This is a genomic window from Pseudomonas zhanjiangensis (assembly GCF_041027545.1).
Lineage (GTDB): Bacteria > Pseudomonadota > Gammaproteobacteria > Pseudomonadales > Pseudomonadaceae > Aquipseudomonas > Aquipseudomonas zhanjiangensis.
Map to the genome: position 1 here is coordinate 107,789 of NZ_JBFTEG010000003.1, position 15,003 is coordinate 122,791.

Consider the following 15,003-nt stretch of genomic DNA (forward strand, 5'->3'; position numbering starts at 1 on the left):
CTTGCCGCTGGCGACCCAGTCCTTGTAGCCTGCCAGCCCATGACTCCAAGCATCCTCTATCTTCACGGCCTCAACAGCTCGCCCGCCTCACTCAAGGCCAGCCAGCTGTGGCGTGCTATGCAGCGCCTCGACCTGGCGCCGCAGTTGCGCGTGCCGGCCCTGCACCACCATCCGCGTCAGGCCATCGCCCAGGCCGAGGCGCTGATTGGCGAGCTCGGCCGGCCGGTGCTGGTCGGCAGTTCCCTGGGCGGCTACTATGCGACCCACCTGGCCGAGCGGTATGGCTTGCGTGCGCTGCTGATCAACCCGGCGGTGCGCCCGCACCTGTTGTTCGACGGCTACCTGGGCCCGCAACAGAATTACTACAGCGACGAAACCTGGGAGCTGACCGCCGAGCACGTGGCGGCGCTGGCCGAGCTGGAGGTGCCACCGCCGCAGGACCCCGCGCGCTATCAGGTGTGGCTGCAGACGGCCGACGAAACCCTCGATTACCGCCAGGCCGAGCGCTACTACCGGGCCTGCGCACTGCGCATCCAGGCCGGCGGCGACCATGGTTTTCAGGGCTTCGCCGAGCGCCTGCCGATGCTTTTCGCCTTCGCCGGTATCGACGCCACTCGCTGGCGCCATATCGACTTTTCCGACCTTCAAGACGATTCGAGACCCCATGGCCCAGCAGAACGCCTATAACGCAGACGCCATCGAAGTCCTTTCCGGCCTGGATCCGGTGCGCAAACGCCCGGGCATGTATACCGACACCAGCCGGCCCAACCACCTGGCCCAGGAAGTCATCGACAACAGCGTCGACGAGGCCCTGGCCGGCCATGCCAGGTCGATCCAGGTGATTCTGCATCAGGACAATTCCCTGGAGGTGCTCGACGATGGCCGCGGCATGCCGGTGGACATCCACCCGGAGGAAGGCGTACCCGGGGTCGAGTTGATCCTCACCAAGCTGCATGCCGGCGGCAAGTTCTCCAACAAGAACTACCAGTTCTCCGGCGGCCTGCACGGCGTCGGCATCTCGGTGGTCAACGCCCTGTCGACCCGGGTGGTGGTGACGGTCAAGCGCGATGGCAACGAGTACCAGATGAGCTTCGCCGATGGCTTCAAGGCCAGCGACCTGCAGGTCGTCGGCAGCGTCGGCAAGCGCAACACCGGCACCAGCGTGCACTTCTGGCCGGACGCCAAGTACTTCGACTCCTTCAAGTTTTCGGTCAGCCGCCTCAAGCACGTGCTCAAGGCCAAGGCCGTGTTGTGTCCCGGTCTGGCGGTCAGCTTCGAGGACAAGGCCAGCGGCGAGCGCGTCGAGTGGCTGTACGAGGATGGCCTGCGCTCCTACCTGGCCGATGCGGTCAGCGAGTATCCACGCCTGCCCGACACCCCCTTCTGCGGCAGCCTCAGCGGCAACAAGGAGGCGGTGGACTGGGCCCTGCTGTGGCTGCCAGAGGGCGGCGAAAGCGTGCAGGAAAGCTACGTCAACCTGATCCCCACGGCCCAGGGCGGCACCCACGTCAACGGGTTGCGCCAGGGCCTGCTGGACGCCATGCGCGAGTTCTGCGAGTTCCGCAACCTGCTGCCGCGCGGGGTCAAGCTGGCGCCGGAGGATATCTGGGAGCGCATCGCCTTCGTGCTCTCGACCAAGATGCAGGACGCCCAGTTCTCCGGGCAGACCAAGGAGCGCCTGTCCTCGCGCGAGGCCGCGGCCTTCGTCTCCGGGGTGGTCAAGGATGCCTTCAGCCTCTGGCTCAACGCCCACCCGGAGCTGGGCCAGCAGCTGGCCGAACTGGCCATCAGCAACGCCAACCGCCGGCTCAAGGCCGGCAAGAAGGTCGAGCGCAAGAAGATCACCCAGGGCCCGGCGCTGCCGGGCAAGCTGGCCGACTGCGCCGGGCAGGACCCCATGCGCTCCGAACTGTTTCTGGTCGAGGGGGATTCTGCCGGTGGCAGCGCCAAGCAGGCGCGGGACAAGGAATTCCAGGCGATCATGCCGCTGCGCGGCAAGATCCTCAACACCTGGGAGGTCGACGGCGGCGAAGTCCTGGCCAGCCAGGAGGTTCACGACATCGCCGTGGCCATCGGCCTCGACCCGGGCTCCAGTGATCTGACCCAGCTGCGCTACGGCAAGATCTGCATCCTCGCCGACGCCGACTCCGACGGCCTGCACATCGCCACCTTGCTCTGCGCCCTGTTCGTTCGCCACTTCCGCCCGCTGGTCGATGCCGGGCATGTCTATGTGGCGATGCCGCCGCTGTACCGCATCGACCTGGGCAAGGAGATCTTCTATGCCCTGGACGATGCCGAGCGTGACGGCATCCTCGATCGCCTGGTGGCCGAGAAGCGCCGCGGCAAGCCCCAGGTGACCCGCTTCAAGGGCCTGGGCGAGATGAACCCGCCGCAGCTGCGCGAAACCACCATGGACCCCAACACCCGGCGCCTGGTGCAGTTGACCCTGGATGACTTCGAAGGCACCCGGGAAATCATGGACATGCTGCTGGCCAAGAAGCGCGCCGGCGACCGCAAGTGCTGGCTGGAGTCCAAGGGCAACCTGGCCGAGGTCCTGCTCTGATGCGTGGCCTGGGCGCCCTGTTGGCCCTGTTGACGATGCCGGTGCTGGCCGCTTCGCCAGCGCTGGAGGAGCTGCAACTGCTCGAGGAACGGCCGGTCGAGGGCATCCCCGCCGGCAACCTGTCGGGCCTGGCCTGGTGCGACGGCGCCCTGTGGGCGGTGTCGGACCGCGAGGACGACCGCCTCTATCGCCTGAACAGCCAGGATGGCCTGTGGCAGGCCGAGGCCGAGTCATTCATCGCACCACCGGCGCCGCCTATTCCGCTGCCCTGGGGGGTGCGCATGCGCAGCTGGCTGACCGCCCTGGTGCGTGGCGGCGGCCTGGATTTCGAGGGGCTGTCCTGCGACGCGCAGGGCAACCGCTACCTGGTCAGCGAGGCGCGGGCGGCGGTCCTGCAGCTGGCGCCGTTCGGCCAGCCGCAGTGGCTGGCGCTGCCGCCGGGAATGGTGCGCCAGGCGCGGGCCAGTGGCATGCTGCTGCATTTCAATGCGCTGCTCGAGGGCATTGCCATCGACCCGGCCGGCGAGCGCCTGTGGCTGGCGGGCGAGCGCCAGCGCCGCGGGCTGCTGGTGCTGCACAAGCAGGCCAGTCGCTGGCACTGCAGCGGCGGCTGCGTATTGCTCAGCGAGGGCGGCAGCGAGCCGCTGCCGGCGCCGGCCGAGGGCGGCAAGCCAATGCCGCGGGATTTCTCCGGGCTGGCCTTCCACCGGGAGAAGCTCTTTACCCTGGAACGCCAGGCGCACCGCATCTGTCGCCGCCAGTTGAGTGATGGCGAACTCGAGCGCTGCTGGTCGTTCGCCGCCGAGGCGCTCACCGAGGCGCGGCATTATGACAAGCCCTATGGCATGGCCGAGGCTCTGTGGATCGACGAGGAGGGCGCCTGGATCGGCCTCGACAACGGTCGCAATGCCCGCGGCGATGGCGAGCTGCGGCCGATCGTCTGGCGTTTCGCCGCACCCAAGGGCGGCTGGGGAAGCACCCGGTGAGCCCGCCAGTACCCGGCCGCCGGGCCGGACGGGTGATGCTGGTGCTGGCCTGGGGCGCCGGCTTGCTGCTGGCCACGCGCTTCTTCGGCGACTGGGAAGACAACCAGCGTAATCCCAATCGCAGTCCCGAGTCGGTGCATGGCAGCGACTTCGTCGAGGTGCAGTTGGCCAGCAGTCGCCAGGGCCATTACCTGGCCGGCGGGCAGATCAACGGCGCACCCGTGACCTTCCTGCTCGACACCGGTGCCACCCAGGTGGCGGTGCCGGTCGAGCTGGCCCGACGCCTGGGCCTGCAGCCCGGTGCCCCTATCCTGATCAGCACCGCCAACGGCCAGGCCACCGCCCACCGGACCCGCCTGGGCAGCCTCAAGTTGGGCGATATCGTCCTGCGCGACGTCGACGCGCTGATCGCCCCCGGCATGACCGGCGAAGAGGTGCTGCTGGGCATGAGCGCCCTCAAACAACTCGAATTTACCCAGCGCGCGGGCACCCTGGTGCTGCGCCAATCCACCTTGCAATGAGACCCGCATGAGCGAATCCCTCGATTTGAGCCTGGACGGCGTTGAGCGCCGCTCCCTCGCCGACTTTACCGAGCAGGCGTATCTCAACTATTCGATGTACGTGATCATGGACCGCGCCCTGCCGCATATCGGCGATGGCTTGAAGCCGGTGCAGCGGCGCATCGTCTACGCCATGAGCGAACTGGGCCTGGACGCCGACTCCAAGCACAAGAAGTCAGCGCGCACCGTCGGCGACGTGCTCGGCAAGTTCCACCCGCACGGCGACTCGGCCTGCTACGAGGCCATGGTGCTGATGGCCCAGCCGTTCAGCTACCGCTATACCCTGGTCGACGGCCAGGGCAACTGGGGCGCGCCGGACGATCCCAAGTCGTTCGCCGCCATGCGCTACACCGAGGCGCGCCTGTCTCGCTACTCCGAGGTGCTGCTCGCCGAACTGGGCCAGGGCACAGTGGACTGGGTGCCGAACTTCGACGGCACGATGAACGAGCCGGCGACCCTGCCGGCGCGGCTGCCCAACCTGCTGCTCAATGGCACCACCGGCATCGCCGTGGGCATGGCCACCGACGTGCCGCCGCACAACCTGCGCGAGGTGGCGGCGGCCTGCGTGCGCCTGCTCGATCAGCCCGATGCCACGGTCGAGCAGCTCTGCGAGCACGTGCTGGGACCTGACTTCCCCACCGAGGCAGAGGTCATCACCGCGCGCGCCGACCTGCTGAAGATCTACGAGACCGGCCGTGGCTCGGTGCGTATGCGCGCGGTATACCGCATCGAGGACGGCGACATCGTGGTTACCGCGCTGCCGCACCAGGTCTCCGGCTCTAAGGTGCTGGAGCAGATCGCTGGGCAGATGCAGGCCAAGAAACTGCCGATGGTCGCCGACCTGCGTGACGAGTCGGACCACGAGCATCCGTGCCGCATCGTCATCATCCCGCGCTCCAACCGGGTCGACGCCGACGAACTGATGCAGCACCTGTTCGCCACCACCGACCTGGAGTCCAGCTACCGGGTCAATACCAACGTCATCGGCCTGGACGGCAAACCCCAGGTGAAGAACCTGCGGCAGATGCTGCGCGAGTGGCTGGAGTACCGGGTCGGCACCGTGCGCCGGCGCCTGCAGTTCCGCCTGGACAAGGTGGAGAAGCGCCTGCACCTGTTGGAAGGCTTGCTGGTCGCCTTCCTCAACCTCGACGAGGTGATCCATATCATCCGCACCGAGGACTCGCCCAAGCCGGTGCTGATGGCGCGCTTCGGCCTCACCGAGGTGCAGGCCGACTACATCCTCGACACCCGCCTGCGTCAGCTGGCGCGCCTGGAGGAGATGAAGATCCGCGGCGAGCAGGACGCGCTGGCCAAGGAGCGCGCCAAGCTGCTGGCCCTGCTCGGCAGCGAGGCCAAGCTGAAGAAACTGGTGCGCGACGAGATCATTCAGGACGCCGAGACCTATGGCGACGCACGCCGCTCGCCGATCGTCGCCCGCGCCGAGGCCCGCGCTCTGTCGGAAACCGAGTTGATGCCGACCGAGCCGGTCACCGTGGTGATCTCGGAGAAGGGCTGGGTGCGCTGCGCCAAGGGCCATGACATCGATGCCACCGGGCTCTCCTACAAGGCTGGCGACGGCTTCAAGGCCGCGGCGCCGGGGCGCTCGAACCAGTACGCGGTGTTTATCGACTCGACCGGACGCAGCTATTCGCTGGCCGCCCACTCGCTGCCCTCGGCGCGGGGCCAGGGCGAACCGCTGACCGGGCGCCTGGCGCCGCCGCCGGGGGCCAGCTTCGAATGCGTGCTGCTGCCGGAGGACAATGCCCTGTATGTGATCGCCTCCGATGCCGGCTACGGCTTCGTGGTCAAGGGCGAGGACCTGCAGGCCAAGAACAAGGCCGGCAAGGCCCTGCTCAGTCTGCCGGTCGGGGCCCGGGTGATGCCGCCCAAGCCGCTGGGCAATCGCGAGGAAGACTGGCTGGCGGCGGTCACTAGCGAGGGTCGCCTATTATTGTTCAAGGTGGCCGACCTTCCGCAGCTGGGCAAGGGCAAGGGCAACAAGATCATCGGCATTCCCGGCGAGCGGGTGGCCAGCCGCGAGGAGTACCTGAGCGATCTGGCCGTGCTGCCGGCCGGCAGTACCCTGGTGTTGCAGGCCGGCAAGCGCACCCTGTCGCTCAAGGCCGATGACCTGGAGCACTACAAGGGCGAGCGCGGCCGCCGCGGCAACAAGCTGCCGCGCGGATTCCAGCGGGTCGATGGGCTGCTGGTGGAGAGCCTGAGCTAACCGGGGAGAGCGGATGACTGAGGGCGTGCAGGCAGCGGGGTTGCAGTGGGCGCCTGAAGACGGTCAGGCGGCGCGTCTGCAAATAGAGGGCGCCTGGCTGCTGGAGGTCGCCAAGCCAGACCTTGAGGCCGTCTGGCATGGCCGCCGGCAGCGAGGGCGGCAGGTGGCGGTCGAGGTGGCGGTGAGCGCCTGGGACAGCAGCCTGCTGGCCCTGCTGCGGCGTCTGCAGCGCCTGGCCAAGGCGCAGCAGGTAGAACTGCAGTGGCAGGGCCTGCCCGACGGTGTTGAACGCCTGCTGCAGATGGCGGCCACGCCCTCCACGCAACCCCAGGGACGGCCGCGCCCACGTTTCGGCCCGGTGTCCCGGCTGGGCCTTCTGGTGCTGGTGGGGCTGGCCAGTCTCGGCCGCGCCTGCCGCTTCCTCGGCGAGGTGGTGCAGGCCCTAGGGCGCCAGCTGCGTGGGCGCGGGCGCATGCGTGGCAGTGACTTCTGGCTGGCGCTGCAGCACTGCGGGCCGGGTGCGCTGCCGATAGTCGCGCTGATTGCCACCCTGGTCGGCCTGATCCTGGCATTCGTCGGCGCGGCGCAGCTGGAGGCCTTCGGCGCCCAGCTGTACATCGCCAACATGGTCGCCATCGGCATGACCCGCGAGATGGGCGCGCTGATGACCGCGGTGATCATGGCTGGCCGCACCGGTGCGGCCTATGCCGCGGAACTCGGCAGCATGCAGGCCAACGAGGAGATCGATGCGCTGAAGACCTTCGGCTTCCCGCCCCTGGAGTTCCTCGTTCTGCCGCGCCTGCTCGCACTGCTGGTGGCCATGCCGCTGCTGTGCGCCTTCGCCGATGCCCTGGGTATCCTCGGCGGCTTCGTCATCGGTGCCGGGCTGTTCGACATCTCCGCGACCCAATACCTCAACCAGAGCCTGGCGCTGCTCAGCCTCGCCGACTTCCTGCTGGGCATCTTTAAGAGCCTGGTGTTCGCCGTGCTGATCGGCCTGATCGGCTGTCACTATGGCCTGGCCAGCGGGCGCGATGCCCAGGCGGTGGGCCAGGCGACCACCCGCGCGGTGGTCAGTATCGTCGTCGCCCTGGTGGTCAGCGATGCCCTGATCACCCTGATCTGCACCCGCCTGGGGATCTGAGATGAGCGAGCCGGTGTTGCGCATCGAGCGGCTCAGCGCCGGCTATGGCAGCCTGGTGGTGCAGCGCGAGCTGGAGTTCTCGGTGCGCCATGGCGAGGTGTTCGTGGTGATGGGCGGCAGCGGTTGCGGCAAGAGCACCCTGCTGCGCCACCTGATTGGCCTGCAGGCACCACTGGCCGGACGGGTGTCGTTCAAGGGCGAGGACTTCTGGGCGTGCAGCGAGGAGCGGCGCACCCAACTGCAGCAGCAGTTCGGCGTGCTCTACCAGAATGGCGCGCTCTGGGGGGCGATGACCCTGCGCGAGAATATCTGCCTGCCTCTGGCGGCCTACCGGCAACGGCTGCAGGCGGTCGAGCGCACCGAGCTGGCGGCGCTCAAGCTGGCCCTGGTCGGCCTGGCCGGCTGCGACGAGTTGTATCCGGCGCAGCTGTCGGGCGGCATGCGCAAGCGTGCGGCGCTGGCCAGGGCGCTGGCCCTGGACCCGCAGGTGCTGTTTCTCGACGAGCCCTCGGCCGGTCTCGACCCGCTCAGCTCCATGGCCCTCGACGAATTGATCCTGCAGTTGCGCGACAGCCTGGGCGCCAGCATCGTGCTGGTTACCCACGAGCTACCGAGCATCTTCAGGGTGGCCGATACCTGCCTGTTTCTCGACAGTCAGAGCCATACCCAGCTGGCCCTGGGCAGCCCACAGGAACTGCTGGCCCACGGCCCGGCTCAGGTTCGGCGCTTTCTGCGCCGGGACCCGGCCCTGCCAGCAGCGGAGGTACCATGAGCGAAGCACGCAAACCCTTGTTCATCGGCGCCTTCCTGTTGACCGGCCTGGCGCTGCTGGCTCTGGGCATCCTGATGCTCGCGCGCGACAGCTGGTTCAGCCAGCCGAGCGAGTATGTGGTCTACTTCACCGGTAGCCTCGATGGCCTGGATGTCGGCGCCGATGTGACCTATCGCGGGGTCAAGGTCGGTACCGTGCAGGAGATTCGCCTGTCCTACGACCCCCAGCTCAACGACGTGGTGATGCCGGTGGTGCTGCGCATCAGCGATCCGGGGCGAGAGCGCGAGGCGGGGCGCGGACTGGACCAGTTCATCGGTCAGCTGGTCGAGCGCGGTCTGCGCGCCCAGTTGCAGACCCCCAGCCTGTTGACCGGCAAGGCGATCGTCGCCCTGGACATGTTTCCCGAGCAGCCAGGCTATGTGCGCACGCCCCATGAGCTCGAGCTGCCGACCATCCCCAGCGTGCCGTCGCGGATCGATCAGATCGCCGACGTGCTGCGCGAGCTGGCCGGCAGCCTGCGTCAGTTGCCGCTGCAGGATCTGGCCGAGTCGGCCCAGCGGACCCTGCAGGCGGTGGAGAAGCTGAGCAGCTCGAGCGATCTGCAGCAGAGCCTGAGCAGCATGAGCCAGCTGCTGGCCAAGCTCGATCGCCTCAGCGGCCGCCTGGAGCAGCAGCTGCCGCCGATCATGGATAACGTCCAGCAGGGCAGCAGCGACCTGCGGGCGGCGGTCGAAGACATTCGCCGGGCTGCACAAGGCACGGCGCAGGCCGTGGAGCAGGTCAACGCACTGGTGGCTGACAGTCGCCACAGTCTTGGGCCAGAATCCGCGCTACAGTACGAGGCGTTGCGTGCATTGCAGGAGCTGAGCCTGGCCGGCAAGGCCGTTCAGCGCCTGGCCGAAGGGCTCGATCAGCAACCCCAGTCGCTTATTTTTGGTAAATCAAGGTGATGTTTCGATGAAACCGATGCGCTTCTCGCCGCCATTGTTACTGCTGTTCGCGGCGCTGACCCTGCATGGTTGTGCGCTGCTGCCCTCGGCGCAGTTCTACCAGTTGGAGCAGGGCCAGGCCGCCCTGCCCGAAGGCGACAAGGGGCCGGCATTGCTGCTCGGTCCGTTGAAGCTGGCCGATTACCTGCAGCGCGAGCAGCTGGTGCAACGCGAGGCCGATGACAGCCTGACCCTCAGCCAGCGCACGCGCTGGGCCGGCAGCCTGCAGGACGACATCGGTCAGTTGCTCCTGCGCCAGTTGGCGGGGCAGCTGGATACCAGTCGCATCGCCCTCTACCCGGACCGCATCGGTTTCGACAGCCAGGTGCAGGTGGTCCTGAATATCAGCCGCCTGGATTCCGGCGCGTTGCAGCCGGCCGTGCTGGAGGCGCAGTGGCGACTGCTCGACGCCGCCGGGGTGCAGCGCGGCAGCCGGGTGCTGCGCCTGCAGACCGCCCACGGCGGTTCGGTCGCCGATCAGGTGCATGCCCAGAGCGTGCTGTTGCGCCAGCTGGCGGATGAGCTGGCCCTGGCGATCAAGGCCATGCCGGTGGCCGAGCGGGCGCCGGCGCGCAAGAGCGCACCCGCCGCGCCCGCCAAGCCGCCGGCGCGCAGCCAGCGCTTGCCGGTGCTCGAGCCGAACCCGCAGCTGGATGTGTTCCGCTTCTGAGTGAGCGCGCCGCGCTTAGTGCGGGCGCTGTTCGTGCATGCTCGCCAGCTGGCGTTCCAGCAGCGACGGATAGGGGTCCAGCAGGCGTTCGACGCAGCAGGCGCCTTCCGGGCTGGCGATGGCGCGGATCCGGGCGCGCTGGCGCACGCGCGGATCGTCGCCGACCTGGCGCTCGAGCAGCAGCAGGTTGCGACTGTGCTGGGACAGGGCCAGGGCATCCTGGGCGCTGTCGCTGAGCAGCAGCTCGCCCTGGCTCAGGTCGAACAGCTCGTCGCCCTGGGTCAGGCCCAGTTGCAGTTGCAGGGTGATGCCGCTGTCGGCCACCTCGACCTGCAGGGCATGCCCCAGGGCGCGCATCAGCTCGCCGCAGCAGATGGCGTGGGCCAGGTAGTCTTCGCCGCTGTCCTGCTGGTGGAACAGCATCAGGCTGCTGCCGTCGTTGAGGGTGTGCAGTTCGCCCCGGTAGAGGGCTGCAGCCTGGTTCAAGCAGTCGCGGTAGCGTTGCAGCAGATCGAGCAGGCGCGCGCGGGGCAGACGGCGCAATTGTTCCTGGGCGCCCAGCTGGATCGCCAGCACGGCACTGTGCTGGGGCTCGCGCAGATGCAGGGTGGGCGGGGCGAGTGACTCGTCGAGTTCGTCGTCCGCCGCCGCTGCCTGCTGTGCTGCGCTGCCGAAGGCGGCCGGTTGCGGGGCTGGCTCGTCGTATTCTGCTTGCGCCTCGTCGAACGGCGGATCGCTCAGGTCCTGCTCGCGGAAGCCGGGCTCGTCGTCGAGCTCTTCAAGGTAGTCTTCGTCGTCCTCATCGGCAGGCTGCGGATAGTCGTCCTCGGCCGTGATCGCCGGCTTCTCCGGCACTAGGCGCGCTTGCAGTTGACGGGCCAGGTCGCCGATCTCGTCCTGGCGTGTCGAGCCGGGGGCCGGGTCGTCCGGGTCGCGCAGCCAGATGCGCAGTTGCAGCAGTGGCGTGGCGATGTGCCGGCCCAGGCGCATGCTCAGGGACAGGGCCAGCGCCAGCAGGATCAGGCTGAGGATGCCCATGCTCTGCAGGCTGATGGTCATTGGCTGCTGGAACTGGCGCATGTCCAGGCTGATGCGCAGCTGGCCGGCGATCACCTCCTGAAAGGTGATGGGCGTCGAATACAGCCCCTCGGTATCGCCGAGCATGCTGGTGCTCGGTCGAGAGCCAGCCTCGGCGAGGATGCGGTTGTCCACGCTGTAGATCGCCGCATGGGCCACCAGCGGGTTCTTCACCAGGTTGCTCAGCAGCACATTGAGGCTGAGGATATCGTTGGATACCAGCAGTTCGGTGGCCGAGGCCGCCGTCTGGGTGATCAGGCTGGTACCGAGGGCATCGGCCTGCTGCTGCATGGCCTGCTTGAACTGCATGCCGATCACCCAGGCGTAGATCACCAGGGCCAGCGCCACCAGCAGGAGGCTGTGGCTGGCGATGCGCAGGGCCAGGGGAACCCGCCGTTGGCGCAGGGCCTGAAACAGCAACAGGAAGAAGTTATCGGGTTTGACGGGGGCGGGCCGGTTCACAGAGCTCGGCTCTTGTCGACTGGAGATGCCGCGCAGTATAGCGAGGGCACTGCACAGGGCAAAGCGTCGCGCGTGCCCGTATGGCGGGGAAAATGGGTAGAATGTGCGGCTTTCGGCGACCCATTGGGCGGGCCGCTCATCACTACTCGAACCCCGGAGGGTACGCCTTGCGCGAAATCGTCCTGATCAATATCACCGGCGAAGACCGTCCCGGCCTGACCGCCGCGATAACCGGCGTGCTGGCTCAAGAGGGGGTGAATATCCTCGACATCGGCCAGGCGGTGATCCACGACACCCTGTCCTTCGGCATCCTGGTGGAAATCCCGCACACCGAGCGCGCCTCCTCGGTGCTCAAGGATGTGCTGTTCACCGCCTACAAGCTCGACCAGCAGGTGCGCTTCACCCCTGTGGCCGAAGCCGATTACCAGCAGTGGGTGGCGGGGCAGGGCAAGCCACGGCATATCGTCACCCTGCTGACCCGCAAGGTCACCGCCGAGCAGCTGCAGCGGGTCAGCGCCATCACCGCCAAATACCAGCTGAACATCGATCATATCGACCGCCTGTCCGGGCGCATGCCGCTGGACATGCCGGCCGAGCAGGGCAAGGGCTGCATCGAGTTCTCCGTGCGCGGCGAGCCGGCCGACCCGGTGGCGCTGCGGGCCGAGTTCCTCAGCGTGGCCCAGGAGCTCAACGTCGACATCGCCTTCCAGCGCGACTCGCTGTTCCGGCGCAATCGGCGCCTGGCGGTATTCGACATGGACTCGACGCTGATCGAGGCCGAGGTGATCGACGAGCTGGCCAAAGCCGCCGGCGTGGGCGAGCAGGTCTCGGCCATCACCGAGCGGGCGATGCGTGGCGAGCTGGACTTCGCCGCCAGCTTCAGGGAACGCCTGGCCCTGCTCAAGGGCCTGCCGGAAACCGTGCTGGCGGACATCGGCGCCTCGCTGCGCCTGACCGAGGGTGCCGAAACCCTGTTCGGCGAATTGCGTCGCCTGGGCTACAAGACGGCGATCCTGTCTGGCGGTTTCAGTTACTTCGCCAACCAGCTGCAAGCCAAGCTGGGCATCGATTATGTGTTCGCCAATGAGCTGCAGATCGTCGATGGCCGGGTCACGGGGGTCGCGGTCGAGCCGATCGTCGACGCCCAGCGCAAGGCCGACCTGCTTCGCGAACTGGCGTTGCGTGAAGGGCTGCAACTGGAGCAGACCATTGCCGTCGGCGACGGTGCCAACGATCTGCCGATGCTGGGGCTGGCCGGGCTGGGGGTGGCCTTTCGGGCCAAGCCACTGGTCAAGCAATCGGCCAAACAGGCGATTTCCACCCTGGGCCTGGATGGCATTCTCTACCTGTTGGGCTTTCGCGACCGCGACGGCCTGGCGTAACCGTCCAGCCATGAAAAAGCCGCCTTCGGGCGGCTTTTTCGTTTCTGCCGCGGCCTATTCGTCGCCGGCGGAGAAATCGTAGTCCATCGACTGGCTGGGACCCTGCAGGTAGTGGCCCTGGATGTAGTTGACCCCTGCCTGCCAGAGAATGGCCAGCACACTGGCACTCTCGATGAACGGCACTATGGTCAGCTTGGCCTGGGCATGCAGGCTGGCCAGCAGGGCCTTGAGCGCCTCCTGGTTGTCCGCCGAGGACAGCTCCTGGGAGAAGGAGCCGTCGAGTTTGACGAAGTCGATATTCAGGTGCTTGAGGGTGTTGAAAGGGTTGATCGCACAGCCGAACTGGCTCAGCGCCACCTGGCAGTGCAGCTCCTTGAGGCCATGGGTCAGGGCCTTGGCCTGCTTCAGGTAGGCGATGGCGTCCGGCTCGCTGAACTGGAACGCCAGGGCGTCCGAGGGCAGGCGCGCGGCCTTCAGGGCCACGCTGAGCCAGGGCAGCAGGGTCTGGTCCTGCAGGCTGGCGCTCGACAGGTGAACGAACAGGCGGGTGTTGTGGCCCTTGTTGCGATGGTCGGCAAGCAGCTTGATCGAGTTGAGGATCACCCAGCGGTCGATCTTCTCGCCGAGGCCGGCCTCCTTGGCCGCATTGAGGAAGTCCGGCGGAGGCACTTCCTCGCCCTGTGGGCTGAGCAGGCGCAGCAGCACCTCGTAGTGCTCATGGCTGTCGCCGCGCAGGCTGATGATGGGTTGGAACAGCAGGCGGAAACTGTTGTTTTCCAGGGCCTGCTGGACCATGGCGACTATGTTGCCGCGGTTGGCGGCGGCGGCCAGTTCATCGGCTGGATCGAACAGCTTCAGCGCGTTGCCCTCGGCCAGTTCGTCGGCGCAGCGTTGCGCGCGGTTGACCACTTCCTGGGCCTTGACGGTCTTCTCGTTGAGGCCGGCGACGCCGATCGACAGGGTGGTCTGGGCCGTGCGGCCACTGACGTCGAACAGGTGGCCCTCGACTTTCTTCAACAGGCTGGCGAGTTCGGCCTCGCACTGCTCGGGGGTCTTACCCGCCTGCAGCACGGTGAAGACATCGTCACCGAAGCGGGCCAGCTTGGCCTCGTCGGCAAAGTGGCCACGCAGCAGGTTGGCCAGATCGGTGAGCAGCAGATCGATGCCGGCCAGGCCGACTTCCGCCAGCAGGCTGGGGTAGCGGTCGAGGCGGATGTAGGCCAGGCTGGCGGGCTGGCCGGCCTTGACGGCGCGCTCGGCGGCCGCGTCCATCAGTTCGAGGAAGTGGTTGCGGTTGAACAGGCCGGTGACCAGATCCTGGCTGCTGATCTCGCGCAGCTTCTCTTCCAGTTCGGCATTGCCACTCTCCGCCCGGATCACCACCTGGATGCAGGGCTCGCTGTCGTAGGTGGCTGGCGAGAAGCTCATCCGTGCCTGGAACGTCTTGCCACTGGCCTTGACCCCGGCACAGGCTATCTCGGCGTTGCCCTCGAGGTGCTGGTGGTTCTTCAGAAAGTCCTTGAAGCTGGCCTGATCGGCTGCCGCGATCAGGTCGATCATCGGCATGCCCTCCAGCTCGTCGGCATCCTCGTAGCCGAACAGCTCGAGGTAGGCGCGGTTGGCATAGATATGCATGCCGTCGTGGACATAGGTGATGGCGTCGACCGAGCTGTCGAGCAGCAGTTGACAGCGTTTTTCCGCCTCGCGCAGGGCCACTTCGGCGGTGCGTCGGGCGCGGCGTTCTTCCAGGTTGGCCAGCTCGCGCTTGGCCACCAGCACCAGGCGTTCGTCCTCGCCCTGTGGCAGCGCATCCTGAGCGCCCAGGGCCAGGGCCTCGGTGATGCCGTCGGAGTCGTTATCGGCGAGCAGCTGGATCACCGGGATGTCTTTGGCCTGCCGTCGAATCGCCGCTATGGCTTCGCTGGGGGCCAGGTGTTCGCTGCTGGGCGCGGCAATCAACAGGTCCCAGCCTTGCTGCAGGGCGTCGGCCAGGTCTTCGCTGGACGTCAGCCGGTGCACGCGGGTGGCGCGGCCGGCATTACGGAAAAGACTGACGAGGCGCTCGGCCTCGTTCTGTGAGTCTTCGAGGATCAGTAGCCGTATGGTTTTTTTTTCAATGGCCATGGCAGGGATCAAGTCGGCGCCAAACGGGCGCGAAAAGGCGACAAAAG

At 67.3% G+C, this 15,003-nt stretch carries 12 protein-coding genes; 10 read left to right on the forward strand and 2 right to left on the reverse strand.

The window, feature by feature from the left end:
- Positions 1-39: 39 nt before the first annotated feature.
- The 9 genes from AB5S05_RS05295 to AB5S05_RS05335 are packed head-to-tail and all read left to right on the forward strand — an operon-like array spanning position 40 to position 9,911.
- A complete protein-coding gene (locus AB5S05_RS05295; protein ID WP_369286450.1) occupies positions 40-687 on the forward strand; it encodes a YqiA/YcfP family alpha/beta fold hydrolase in 648 nt (215 codons plus the stop codon).
- Positions 665-2,563 (forward strand): DNA topoisomerase IV subunit B, encoded by a 1,899-nt coding sequence (gene parE / locus AB5S05_RS05300; RefSeq protein WP_369286452.1) that lies wholly within the window; start codon positions 665-667, stop codon positions 2,561-2,563. Before AB5S05_RS05295 ends, parE begins: the two co-directional genes overlap by 23 nt.
- Positions 2,563-3,549: an esterase-like activity of phytase family protein gene (locus AB5S05_RS05305; protein ID WP_438943542.1), complete on the forward strand. Its 987-nt coding sequence runs from the start codon at positions 2,563-2,565 to the stop codon at positions 3,547-3,549. Before parE ends, AB5S05_RS05305 begins: the two co-directional genes overlap by 1 nt.
- Positions 3,546-4,070 (forward strand): retropepsin-like aspartic protease family protein, encoded by a 525-nt coding sequence (locus AB5S05_RS05310; RefSeq protein WP_369286454.1) that lies wholly within the window; start codon positions 3,546-3,548, stop codon positions 4,068-4,070. Before AB5S05_RS05305 ends, AB5S05_RS05310 begins: the two co-directional genes overlap by 4 nt.
- Before the next feature lie 7 nt (positions 4,071-4,077).
- Entirely contained in the window at positions 4,078-6,336 is a 2,259-nt protein-coding gene (parC, locus tag AB5S05_RS05315; protein ID WP_369286455.1) for a DNA topoisomerase IV subunit A, read from the forward strand.
- Between the two features lie 13 nt (positions 6,337-6,349).
- On the forward strand, positions 6,350-7,480 hold the full coding sequence (locus tag AB5S05_RS05320) for an MlaE family ABC transporter permease (protein WP_369286456.1): 1,131 nt from the start codon (positions 6,350-6,352) through the stop codon (positions 7,478-7,480).
- Between the two features lies 1 nt (position 7,481).
- A complete protein-coding gene (locus tag AB5S05_RS05325) occupies positions 7,482-8,252 on the forward strand; it encodes an ABC transporter ATP-binding protein (RefSeq protein WP_369286457.1) in 771 nt (256 codons plus the stop codon).
- Positions 8,249-9,202: an MlaD family protein gene (locus AB5S05_RS05330; RefSeq protein WP_369286458.1), complete on the forward strand. Its 954-nt coding sequence runs from the start codon at positions 8,249-8,251 to the stop codon at positions 9,200-9,202. The genes AB5S05_RS05325 and AB5S05_RS05330 overlap by 4 nt, the downstream gene beginning before the upstream one ends.
- Before the next feature lie 7 nt (positions 9,203-9,209).
- Entirely contained in the window at positions 9,210-9,911 is a 702-nt protein-coding gene (locus AB5S05_RS05335; RefSeq protein WP_369286459.1) for a PqiC family protein, read from the forward strand.
- Positions 9,912-9,926: 15 nt separating this feature from the next.
- Here AB5S05_RS05335 and AB5S05_RS05340 read toward each other — a convergent pair whose 3' ends face one another.
- On the reverse strand, positions 9,927-11,450 hold the full coding sequence (locus tag AB5S05_RS05340; RefSeq protein ID WP_369286460.1) for an AhpA/YtjB family protein: 1,524 nt from the start codon (positions 11,448-11,450) through the stop codon (positions 9,927-9,929).
- A gap of 167 nt (positions 11,451-11,617) precedes the next feature.
- Here AB5S05_RS05340 and serB point away from each other — a divergent pair, with 167 nt between their 5' ends.
- Positions 11,618-12,832, forward strand: a complete 1,215-nt coding sequence (serB, locus tag AB5S05_RS05345; RefSeq protein WP_369286461.1) for a phosphoserine phosphatase SerB — start codon at positions 11,618-11,620, stop codon at positions 12,830-12,832.
- Between the two features lie 54 nt (positions 12,833-12,886).
- Here serB and AB5S05_RS05350 read toward each other — a convergent pair whose 3' ends face one another.
- On the reverse strand, positions 12,887-14,956 hold the full coding sequence (locus AB5S05_RS05350; RefSeq protein WP_369286462.1) for an EAL domain-containing response regulator: 2,070 nt from the start codon (positions 14,954-14,956) through the stop codon (positions 12,887-12,889).
- Positions 14,957-15,003 lie beyond the last annotated feature (47 nt).